This window comes from Pseudomonas sp. MAFF 730105, assembly GCF_055380705.1.
The window spans coordinates 197,590-210,982 of sequence record NZ_AP018438.1 but is presented as its reverse complement, the minus strand read 5'-3'; the positions used below and the strand labels follow the sequence as shown (position 1 = coordinate 210,982).

Here is a 13,393-nt window from a genome sequence, read left to right as displayed (position 1 = left end):
GACATATCAAAGCGTCAAATAACCTTATCAAGTAAAGCCAAAACGTCCAGACCGCCGCTATCCACAGCTTGCGGGCCCATGGAAGTTTACTGAACGTGGCATCCGGAGAGTCATCAATGAGCAGCGTTATTGCCGTCGTCAAAAGCATTGTCGGTCAGGTTTTCGCCGTGTCCCCGGAGGGTATCCGGCGCGTGCTCATTGAAGGTGATCGTCTGTTTACAGGCGATCAGTTGGACACCGGTCCTGCCGGCTCCGTCACGTTGGACCTGGCCGATGGCCGCACCCTCGATCTGGGCCGAGACACCCAGTGGAGCGCCAACACTCCAGACTCATCCACTGATCTCGAACAGGCCACTGCCCAGGCCGCGCCGTCGGTGGAAGAACTGCAGCAGGCCATCGCAGCCGGTGTCGACCCGACTACAGCCCTCGAAGCCACCGCCGCCGGAGCGGGCGAAACGAGTACCGGTGGTTCCGCCGGTGGCGGCCACAGCGTTGTCGTGCTGGATGCCACGGCCGGCAGCGTCGACCCGACTGTCGGTTTCCCAACTGAAGGCCTGGGCGCGACCAACGCCGCGAATAACAACATCACCGGCCTGGCCACCAATGCCAACGCCAATACCACTGCCAACACCCTGATCAATTCAACGCTGACGCTGAGCGCCACCCCGACCCTGACCGAGGCCGGTGGCGTGCTGGTCTATACCGCGACCGTTACTCAGGCGCCCCTTACCGACCTGACGGTAACCCTGTCCAATGGCTCGGTGATCGTGATTTCCGCCGGACAAACCACCGGCAGCGTCAACGTCCCACTGGCACCGAACGACACCGTCTACAACGACCCAAGCCAGATCAGCGTGACCGTGACCGGCACCACCGGTGGCAGCGGTATCGCCGTGACCCTGCCCACCACGCCAGCCGTGACCCAGATCACCGACACCATCGACACCACCAATGTCACCCTGACCGCAGGCGAGACGGTGACCGAAGGGGGGCAGATCACCTACACCGCGACATTGACCAACCCGGCACAGACCCCAGTGACCGTGACCTTGAGCAATGGCTCGGTCATTACCATCGCTGCGGGCCAGACCTCCGGCACCGTTGCCGTCGACACTCCGACCAACGACGTCTACAACAACGGCAGTACCGTCAGCACCACCATCACCGGTGCGACCGGTGGCAACTTCGAAAACCTGGTGCCAAGCACCGCGCCTGCGGTCACCACGATCACTGATTCGGTAGACACCACAGGCCTGACCCTGAGCGCCACCAACAACATCACCGAAGGCGGCCAGATCACCTATACCGCCACGCTGACCAATCCGGCCCAGACCCCAGTCACTGTAACCTTGAGCAACGGCTCGGTTATCACCATCGCTGCCGGTCAAACTACGGGTACCGTCAATGTCGAGACGCCAGCCAACGACGTCTACAACAATGGCGGCACCGTCAGCACCACCATTACCGGCGCAACCGGCGGTAACTTCGAAAACCTGGTGCCAAGCACCACGCCAGCCGTCACTACCATTACCGACTCGGTGGACACCACTGGCCTGACCTTGAGTGCCAGCGAGAACATCACTGAAGGCGGTTCGATTGTTTACACAGCGACCCTGACCAACGCAGCGCAGACGCCAGTGACCGTGACCTTGAGCAACGGCTCGGTCATCACCATCGCAGCGGGCGAAACCACCGGCAGCGTCAATGTCGAGACACTAGCCAACGACGTCTACAACAACGGCAGTACCGTCAGCACTACCATCACCGGTGCCACCGGCGGCAACTTCGAAAACCTGGTGCCGGACACGACACCTGCGGTTACCACGATCACTGATTCGGTGGATAACACTGGCCTGACTCTGAGCGCCAGCGAAACCATCACCGAAGGCGGCCAGATCACCTATACCGCGACGCTGACCAACGCGGCGCAAACGCCAGTGACCGTGACGCTGAGCAATGGCTCGGTGATTAACATCGCTGCAGGCGAAACTACCGGCACCGTTGCGGTGAATACGCCTGCGAATGACGTCTACAAAAATGGCAGCACCGTTAGCACCACTATCACTGGCGCAACTGGCGGAAACTTCGAAAACCTGGTGCCAGACACCACACCAGCCGTCACCACGATCACCGATTCGGTGGATAACACTGGCCTGACCCTGAGCGCCAGCGAAACCATCACCGAAGGCGGCCAGATCACCTATACCGCGACGCTCACCAACGCCGCTCAAACGCCAGTGACCGTGACGCTGAGCAACGGCTCAGTGATCAACATCGCTGCCGGTGAAACCACCGGTACCGTTGCGGTTAATACACCTGCGAATGACGTTTACAACAATGGCAGCACCGTCAGCACCACCATCACCGGCGCAACTGGCGGCAACTTCGAAAATCTGGTGCCAGACACCACACCAGCCGTCACCACGATCACCGATTCGGTGGATAACACTGGCCTGACCCTGAGCGCCAGCGAAACCATCACCGAAGGCGGGCAGATCACCTATACCGCGACGCTGACCAACGCGGCGCAAACGCCAGTGACCGTGACGCTGAGCAATGGCTCCGTGATTAACATCGCCGCTGGCGAAACCACCGGCACTGTTGCAGTCAATACGCCTGCCAACGACGTCTACAACAACGGCAGCACCGTCAGCACCACCATCACCGGTGCGACTGGCGGTAACTTCGAGAACCTGGTTCCGGACACTACGCCTGCCGTCACCACAATCACCGATTCGGTGGATAACACTGGCCTGACTCTGAGTGCCAGCGAGAGCATCACCGAAGGTGGTTCGATTGTTTACACCGCAACGCTGACCAACGCCGCTCAAACGCCAGTGACCGTCACCTTGAGCAACGGTTCGGTCATTAACATTGCTGCGGGCGAAACCACCGGCACCGTTGCGGTTAATACACCTGCGAATGACGTCTACAACAACGGCAGCACCGTCAGCACCACCATCACCGGTGCGACCGGCGGTAACTTCGAAAACCTGGTTCCGGACACGACGCCTGCGGTCACCACGATCACCGATTCGGTGGACGACACTGGCTTGACCTTGAGCGCCAGCGAAACCATCACCGAAGGTGGTTCGATTGTTTACACCGCCACCCTGACCAACGCCGCTCAAACACCAGTCACCGTCACACTGAGCAACGGTTCGGTGATTACCATCGCTGCGGGCGAAACCACCGGCACCATTGCCGTCGAGACATCGCCCAACGACGTCTACAACAACGGCAGTACCGTCAGCACCACCATCACCGGTGCGACCGGCGGTAACTTCGAAAACCTGGTCCCGGACACTACGCCTGCGGTCACCACGATCACTGACTCGGTGGATAACACTGGCCTGACCCTGAGTGCCAGCGAGACCATCACTGAAGGCGGTTCGATTGTTTACACAGCGACCCTGACCAACGCAGCGCAGACGCCAGTGACCGTGACCTTGAGCAACGGCTCGGTCATCACCATCGCAGCGGGCGAAACCACCGGCAGCGTCAATGTCGAGACACTAGCCAACGACGTCTACAACAACGGCAGCACCGTCAGCACCACCATTACCGGTGCGACTGGTGGCAACTTCGAGAATCTGGTGCCGAGCACCACGCCTGCGGTTACCACCATTACTGACTCGGTGGACACCACTGGTTTGACCCTGAGCGCCAGCGAAGGCATCACCGAAGGTGGTTCGATTGTTTACACCGCAACGCTGACCAATGCCGCGCAGACGCCAGTCACCGTCACCTTGAGCAACGGCTCGGTCATCACCATCGCAGCGGGCGAAACCACCGGCAGCGTCAATGTCGAGACACTAGCCAACGACGTCTACAACAACGGCAGCACCGTCAGCACCACCATCACCGGTGCGACCGGCGGTAACTTCGAAAATCTGGTTCCGGACACTACGCCTGCCGTCACCACGATCACTGATTCGGTGGACGACACTGGCCTGACTCTGAGCGCCAGCGAGAGCATCACCGAAGGTGGATCGATTGTTTACACCGCAACGCTGACCAACGCCGCGCAAACGCCAGTGACCGTGACGCTGAGCAATGGCTCAGTAATCAACATCGCTGCCGGTGAAACCACCGGCACTGTTGCAGTCAATACGCCTGCCAACGACGTCTACAACAACGGCAGCACCGTCAGCACCACCATTACCGGTGCGACTGGTGGCAACTTCGAGAATCTGGTGCCGAGCACCACGCCTGCGGTTACCACCATTACTGACTCGGTGGACACCACTGGTTTGACCCTGAGCGCCAGCGAAGGCATCACCGAAGGTGGTTCGATTGTTTACACCGCAACGCTGACCAATGCCGCGCAGACGCCAGTCACCGTCACCTTGAGCAACGGCTCGGTCATCACCATCGCAGCGGGCGAAACCACCGGCAGCGTCAATGTCGAGACACTAGCCAACGACGTCTACAACAACGGCAGCACCGTCAGCACCACCATCACCGGTGCGACCGGCGGTAACTTCGAAAACCTGGTTCCGGACACGACGCCTGCGGTCACCACGATCACCGATTCGGTGGACGACACTGGCCTGACCCTGAGTGCCAGCGAAACCATTACCGAAGGTGGTCAGATCACCTACACCGCGACGCTGACCAACGCCGCTCAAACGCCAGTGACCGTGACGCTGAGCAACGGCTCGGTGATCAACATCGCTGCTGGCGAAACTACCGGCACCGTTGCGGTGAATACGCCTGCGAATGACGTCTACAACAATGGCAGCACTGTCAGCACCACCATCACCGGTGCGACCGGCGGTAACTTCGAAAACCTGGTCCCGGACACTACGCCTGCGGTCACCACGATCACCGATTCGGTGGATAACACTGGCCTGACCCTGAGCGCCAGCGAGACCATCACCGAAGGCGGCCAGATTACCTACACCGCTACCTTGACCAATGCCGCTCAAACACCAGTGACCGTCACCTTGAGCAACGGCTCGGTGATTACCATCGCAGCCGGCGAAACTACCGGCACCGTTGCGGTGAATACGTCTGCGAACGATGTCTACAACAATGGCAGCACCGTCAGCACCACTATCACTGGCGCAACTGGCGGCAATTTCGAAAACCTGGTGCCAAGCACTACGCCTGCGGTTACCACGATCACCGATTCGGTGGACACCACTGGCCTGACCTTGAGCGCCAGCGAGAACATCACTGAAGGCGGTTCGATTGTTTACACCGCCACCCTGAGCAACCCAGCCCAAACCCCGGTCACCGTGACGTTGAGCAACGGCTCGGTCATCACCATCGCCGCCGGCGAAACCACCGGCACCATTGCTCTGGAGACATCGCCCAACGACGTCTACAACAATGGCAGCACCGTCAGCACCACTATCACTGGCGCAACTGGCGGCAACTTCGAAAACCTGGTTCCGGACACGACGCCTGCGGTCACCACGATCACCGATTCGGTGGACGACACTGGCCTGACCCTGAGTGCCAGCGAAACCATCACCGAAGGCGGCCAGATCACCTATACCGCGACGCTGACCAACGCGGCGCAAACGCCAGTGACCGTGACGCTGAGCAATGGCTCGGTGATTAACATCGCTGCTGGCGAAACTACCGGCACTGTTGCAGTCAATACGCCTGCCAACGACGTCTACAACAATGGCAGCACCGTCAGCACCACCATCACCGGTGCGACCGGCGGTAACTTCGAAAACCTGGTTCCGGACACTACGCCTGCCGTCACCACGATCACTGATTCGGTGGACGACACTGGCCTGACTCTGAGCGCCAGCGAGAGCATCACCGAAGGTGGATCGATTGTTTACACCGCAACGCTGACCAACGCCGCGCAAACGCCAGTGACTGTCACCTTGAGCAACGGTTCGGTCATTAACATTGCTGCGGGCGAAACCACTGGCACTGTTGCAGTCAATACGCCTGCCAACGACGTCTACAACAACGGCAGCACTGTCAGCACCACCATCACCGGTGCGACCGGCGGTAACTTCGAAAATCTGGTTCCGGACACTACGCCTGCCGTCACCACGATCACTGATTCGGTGGACGACACTGGCCTGACTCTGAGCGCCAGCGAGAGCATCACCGAAGGTGGATCGATTGTTTACACCGCAACGCTGACCAACGCCGCGCAAACGCCAGTGACCGTGACGCTGAGCAATGGCTCAGTAATCAACATCGCTGCCGGTGAAACCACCGGCACTGTTGCAGTCAATACGCCTGCCAACGACGTCTACAACAACGGCAGTACCGTCAGCACCACCATTACCGGTGCCACCGGTGGCAATTTCGAGAATCTGGTGCCAGACACCACACCAGCGGTCACCACGATCACTGATTCGGTGGACGACACTGGCCTGACTCTGAGCGCCAGCGAGAGCATCACCGAAGGCGGGCAGATCACCTATACCGCGACGCTGACCAACGCCGCGCAAACGCCAGTGACCGTGACGCTGAGCAATGGCTCCGTGATTAACATCGCCGCTGGCGAAACCACCGGCACTGTTGCAGTCAATACGCCTGCCAACGACGTCTACAACAATGGCAGCACCGTCAGCACCACTATCACTGGCGCAACTGGCGGCAACTTCGAAAACCTGGTGCCAGACACCACACCAGCCGTCACCACGATCACCGATTCGGTGGATAACACTGGCCTGACTCTGAGTGCCAGCGAGAGCATCACCGAAGGTGGTTCGATTGTTTACACCGCAACGCTGACCAACGCCGCTCAAACGCCAGTGACCGTCACCTTGAGCAACGGTTCGGTCATTAACATTGCTGCGGGCGAAACCACCGGCACCATTGCCGTCGAGACATCGCCCAACGACGTCTACAACAACGGCAGTACCGTCAGCACTACCATTACCGGCGCAACCGGCGGTAACTTCGAGAATCTGGTACCAAGCACTACGCCTGCCGTCACCACGATCACTGATTCGGTGGACGACACTGGCCTGACCCTGAGTGCCAGCGAGAGCATCACCGAAGGTGGTCAGATCACCTATACCGCGACGCTGACCAACGCGGCGCAAACGCCAGTGACCGTGACGCTGAGCAACGGCTCGGTGATTAACATCGCCGCTGGCGAAACCACTGGCACCGTCGCGGTTAATACGCCTGCCAACGACGTTTACAACAACGGCAGCACCGTCAGCACCACCATCACCGGTGCCACCGGCGGTAACTTCGAGAACCTGGTTCCGGACACGACGCCTGCGGTCACCACGATCACCGATTCTGTGGACGACACTGGCCTGACCCTGAGTGCCAGCGAAACCATTACCGAAGGTGGTCAGATCACCTACACCGCGACGCTGACCAACGCCGCTCAAACGCCAGTGACCGTCACCTTGAGCAACGGTTCGGTCATTAACATTGCTGCGGGCGAAACCACCGGCACTGTTGCAGTCAATACGCCTGCCAACGACGTCTACAACAATGGCAGCACCGTCAGCACCACTATCACTGGCGCAACTGGCGGCAACTTCGAAAACCTGGTGCCAGACACCACGCCAGCCGTCACCACGATCACCGACTCGGTGGACACCACTGGCTTGACCTTGAGCGCCAGCGAAACCATCACCGAAGGTGGTTCGATTGTTTACACCGCCACCCTGACCAACGCCGCTCAAACACCAGTCACCGTCACACTGAGCAACGGTTCGGTCATTAATATCGCTGCGGGCGAAACCACCGGCACCATTGCCGTCGAGACATCGCCCAACGACGTCTACAACAACGGCAGCACCGTCAGCACCACCATCACCAGTGCGACCGGCGGCAACTTCGAGAATCTGGTACCAAGCACCACGCCTGCGGTTACCACGATCACTGATTCGGTGGACACCACTGGCCTGACCCTGAGCGCCAGCGAAACCATCACCGAAGGCGGCCAGATCACCTATACCGCGACGCTCACCAACGCGGCGCAAACGCCAGTGACCGTGACGCTGAGCAACGGCTCGGTGATTAACATCGCAGCCGGCGAAACCACCGGCACCGTTGCGGTTAATACACCTGCGAATGACGTCTACAACAATGGTAGTACCGTCAGCACCACCATTACCGGCGCAACCGGCGGTAACTTCGAGAACCTGGTTCCGGACACGACGCCTGCGGTTACCACGATCACTGATTCGGTGGATAACACTGGCCTGACCCTGAGCGCCAGCGAGACCATCACCGAAGGCGGCCAGATCACCTACACCGCCACGCTGACCAACGCCGCGCAAACGCCAGTGACCGTGACGCTGAGCAATGGCTCGGTGATCACCATCGCCGCTGGCGAAACCACCGGCACTGTTGCAGTCAATACGCCTGCCAACGACGTCTACAACAACGGCAGCACCGTCAGCACCACCATTACCGGTGCGACCGGCGGTAACTTCGAGAATCTGGTGCCGGACACTACGCCTGCCGTCACCACAATCACCGACACCATCGACACCAGCACCGTTTCGCTCAGTGCTACGTCGACCGTCGCTGAAGGCGGCACCGTTGTCTACACCGCGTCTGTCAACGCACCGGTGACCGATGCTCCGCTGGTTGTCACCCTGTCGAACGGCCAGACCATCACCATCCCGGTCGGTGCGAGCAGCGCCAGCGTGAATTTCGTCACGCCAAACGACGCCCTCGCTGGCGGCAACAACCTCAGCGTCAAGATCGATGACGCCAAGGGCGGCAACTACGAAAAACTCGACATCGACGGCAAGCCGGCCAACACCGCGGTCACCGACGCCCAGGACGACACCAGCCTGAGCCTGAGTGCCACCGACACCGTTGCCGAGGGTGGCCAGATCACCTATACCGCGACCTTGACCAATGCCGCCGGCACGCCGGTCACCGTGACCTTGAGCAATGGCGCCGTCATCACCATCGACGCCGGCAAGACCACGGGCACCGTCACCGTTGATGCGCCGAAAGACGACGTCTACAAAGACGCCGGCAAAGTCGAAGTCAGCATCGACCACGCCACCGGAGGCAACTTCGAGCACTTGGTGCCAAGCACCACCCCGGCCGTCACCACCGTGACCGACACCCTCGACACCAGCACCGTTTCGCTCAGCGCCACGTCGACCATCGCGGAAGGCGGCACTGTCGTCTATACCGCTTCGGTCAACGCACCAGTGACCGATGCTCCGCTGGTTGTCACCCTGTCGAACGGCCAGACCATCACCATCCCGGTCGGCGCGAGCTCCGGTTCGGTGAACTTCATCGCACCGAATGATGCCCTCGCTGGCGGCAATAGCCTCAGCGTCAAGATCGACGACGCCAAGGGCGGCAATTACGAAAAACTCGACATCGACGGCAAACCGGCCAATACCGCGGTCACCGATGTCCAGGACGACACCGGCCTGAGCCTGAGCGCCACCGGCACGGTTGCCGAGGGTGGTCAGATCACCTACACCGCGACCCTGACCCATGCCGCCGGCACACCGGTTACCGTGACCTTGAGCAACGGCGCGGTCATTAATATCGATGCCGGCAAGACCACCGGTACTGTCACCGTCGACGCACCTAAGGACGATGTCTATCAGGATGCCGGCAATGTCCAGGCGACGATCCAGTCCGCCACCGGCGGCAACTTCGAGCACCTGGTGCCGAGCACCGCGCCAGCGGTGACCGCCGTCACCGACACGGTCGATGACACCACCGTCAGCATCAGTGGCAGCTCGTCGGTCACCGAAGGCCAGGCCGCGACCTACACCGTCAGCCTGACCAACCCGGCGCAGACCGAGGTGACCCTCAAGCTCGTCTACAGCGGCACTGCGGCCGACGGCACGGACTTCACTGGCGTCTACACCGTCAAAATCCCAGCCAACGCCACCAGCACGACCTTCAACGTGGCGACGCTGGACGACAAGATCACCGAAGGCACGGAAAACTTCGTGGTCAAGATCGACTCCGCGACCGGTGGTAACTTCGAGCACCTGGCGATCAGCAACACCAATGGCAGCGTCAGTACCTCGATCATCGACAACGACGCACCACCGGTACTCGACCTGGATGCCAACAATTCCAGCGGCAAGACCGGAGCCGATTACCAGGTCACCTTCACCGAAGGCACCGCGGGCCCGGGCGTGTCGATTGGCGATACCGACCTGAAGATAACCGACCCGGACAGCACCATGCTGACCGGCGCCACCGTCGTGCTGACCAACCGTCAGCCGGGCGATGCGCTGAACCTGGGCAACAGCGTCAACGGCATCAGTATCAACGCCAACAGCACCAATGGCACCGTCACGCTGACGATGTCGGGCAACGCGACGCTGGCCGACTACATGCAGCAGATCAAGAACATCACCTTCACCAACAACAGCGACGACCCGAGCAGTGTCCCGCGCATCATCACCGTGACAGTGACCGATGGCAGCAACGTCTCCAACACCGCCACCACCACCGTGAACGTGGTCGGGGTCAACGATGCGCCGGTTGCCACCGGAGGCACGGTGACCGGTACCGAGGACACTTCGCTGGTTCTCGGCTGGTCGACCTTTGGCGTCAGCGACGTGGACAGTGCCGCCGCCAGCCAGGGCGTGAAGATCACCGGCCTGCCAGGCGACGGCAAGTTGCAGTACCTGGACGGCACGACCTGGAAGGACGTGACCAGCAACCAGACCTTCACCAAGGCTGACATCGACGGCGGCAAGCTGCGCTTCACACCGGACGCCAACGAATCCGGCGCCAACGGCAACCCGACCGGCGTGGGCGATCAGAAGTCCGATTACGCACAGATCCAGTTCCAGCCCACCGACGGCCAGACACTGGGCAACACCGGCACCGTGAAGATCGACATCACCCCGGTGGCGGATGCACCGAGCCTGAGTGTGGCCGACAACAACGTGACCTCCACCGGGTTGATCAAGGAAGTCTGGACCAGCCTGTCGGGCCTGGGCACCGACGGCAGCGGCGCGCCGTCCGGCACGCTCAAGTCGGTGATCGATGCTGCCGGCACACCGAACAGCACCAGCACCGTGACCAACGTGCAGTCCGACAGCAACGTGAACGCCGGCACGGCCTCGAAGACATCGGGCCTGATCTACCTCGAAGCGGGCAAGACCTACACCTTCAGCGGCACCGGCGACGACAGCTTGCTGGTCACCGTCGGCGGCAAGGACGTGGCAGCTATCACTTGGGGCGCGGGCGGCAAGTTGAACGGTTCGTTCACGCCGACCACCAGCGGTTACTACACCCTCGATATCTATCACCACAACCAGAGCGGCCCGGGCAGCTATGACGTGAACCTGTCGGTCAATGGCGGCACGCCTATCGACCTGAGCGGCGCGGGTGTGCCGCTGTACACCAGCGTGACCGATCTGGCGAACGCCGGCGTAACCGTCTCGGACCTGCACGGCACCAACGGCGAAGGCTACTACGACGGCTACAAGCTCAACGAAGGCGCCGAAGGCACCAGCGTGCACCTGTCGAAAATCACCACCGCCCTGACCGACACCGACGGTTCCGAGAAACTGAGCGTGAAGATCGGCGGCATGCCCGAAGGCAGCGTGCTGACCGACGGCGCGGGTCACACCGCGACCGTGGGCAGCAACGGCGAAGCCACGGTCAGCGGCTGGAACCTGGGCAGCCTGACCCTGACGCCACCGGCCTACTACAACGGTCACCTGGACCTGACTGTAACCTCCACGTCCACGGAAGCCCTCGGCGGGTCGGCGGTGACCACCGCACACATCCCGGTTACCGTGTACCCGGCGGTCTACAACGCCGTGACCGCGACCTCGGGCAGTGACAACGTCACCGGCACCGATGGCAACGACATCATGGTTGCCGACATTGGCGGGCTGACCGTCGTGCCAGGCGTCAACTACAACATCGCATTCATGGTCGACAGCTCCGGCAGCATGAGTTCGTCGTCCATTGCCGCAGCCAAGAACTCGTTGACCCAGGTGTTCAATACCCTCAAGCAGAGCCTGGGCAGCAACTCCGGGACCGTGAACATCTTCCTGGCGGACTTCGACAACCAGGTGAACAAGAACGTTGCGGTGAACCTCAATGACCCGAACGCGCTGACGCTGCTCAAGAACGTCATCGATTCGATGGTCTCCGGCGGCGGTACCAACTACGAAGACGTGTTCAAGACCACGGCGAACTTCTTCAACAGCACCCAGGCCCTGAGCAATACCGACGCGAAGAACCTGACGTACTTCATCACCGACGGCCAGCCGACGCTCTACCAGTCCGGCGAACAGACGAACCCGACGCTGTACGGCACCGTCAAGCTCGATGACGTCTTGAGTGCGGCCAACTACTCCATTGGCAAGTACTACACCCAGACGATCGACAGCACGCACAAATACACCATCTACGAAAACGGCGACATGTACCTGTCGACCAAGAACGGCAGGAACTGGAACGACAACTATGTCGGTACGGTGCATGCCGAGGGCAACGGTACCTTCGAATTCTCCTACGTGGACGGTAGCGGCTACGCCGACTCCTGGGCCGCGACGGGTTCGAGCGCCAGCTTCACCCTGCTCAAGGGCCTGAGCAATGTCGAAGCCATTGGCCTGAACAATGACGTCACCCTGAACGACCTCAAGCCGTACGACTCGGATGGCACACCACAGACCAACATCGACCCGAACAACCTGGCCAACTCGATCATCGGCCACACCGAAGCAACCCTGCCGGGTGCCGACACGGTCAACGGTGGCGAAGGCAACGACATCCTCTTCGGCGACCTGGTGAGCTTCAACGGCGTCATTGGCGAAGGCTACCAGGCCATCCAGGCGTTCGTGGCCCAGCAGAGCGGCGTGGATGTCAGCAAAGTCACCACCAGCAACGTGCACCAATACATCACCGAGCACTACACCGCGTTCGACGTGTCCGGTGCCCATGATGGCAACGACACGCTGCTGGGTGGCGGCGGCAACGACATTCTCTTCGGCCAGGGCGGTAACGACTCGCTCAACGGCGGCAAGGGCAATGACATCCTGCTCGGCGGTACTGGCAACGACACGCTGATCGGCGGTCAGGGTCATGACACGCTGATCGGTGGCCTGGGCGGCGATACCTTTGTCTGGAAGGCCGGGGACACCGGCAACGACGTGATCAAGGACTTCAAGGCTGCCGATGGCGACCGGATCGACCTGCGGGATCTGTTGCAAGGCGAATCCGGCAGCACCATTGATCACTTCCTGCAGATCAGTACGGTCGATGGGGTGTCGTCGTTGCAGGTCAGCACCACCGGCCAGTTCAACGGGGCCAACGGCACATCGGCAGCGCCGGACGTGACGATCAAGCTGGAAGGCAACAACTGGTCGAACGTCAACCTGAACACGTTGATCGCCGGCAGTGACCCGACCATCAAGGTCGATCACAACAACAGCTGAACCTGACACAAAACCCATGGCGAGGGCGCTTGCTCCCTCGCCAT

The 13,393-nt window shown here is 60.8% G+C and carries 1 protein-coding gene; it reads left to right on the top strand.

All coding sequences use genetic code 11. From position 1 onward, the window contains the following. Positions 1-116: 116 nt before the first annotated feature. A complete protein-coding gene (locus tag PCOSP_RS00920) occupies positions 117-13,349 on the top strand; it encodes a retention module-containing protein (RefSeq protein WP_464710096.1) in 13,233 nt (4,410 codons plus the stop codon). Positions 13,350-13,393 lie beyond the last annotated feature (44 nt).

Excerpts from the sequence above, each read along its gene's own strand:
- PCOSP_RS00920 (WP_464710096.1), top strand. The coding sequence starts at position 117 with ATGAGCAGCGTTATTGCCGTCGTCAAAAGCATTGTCGGTCAGGTTTTC.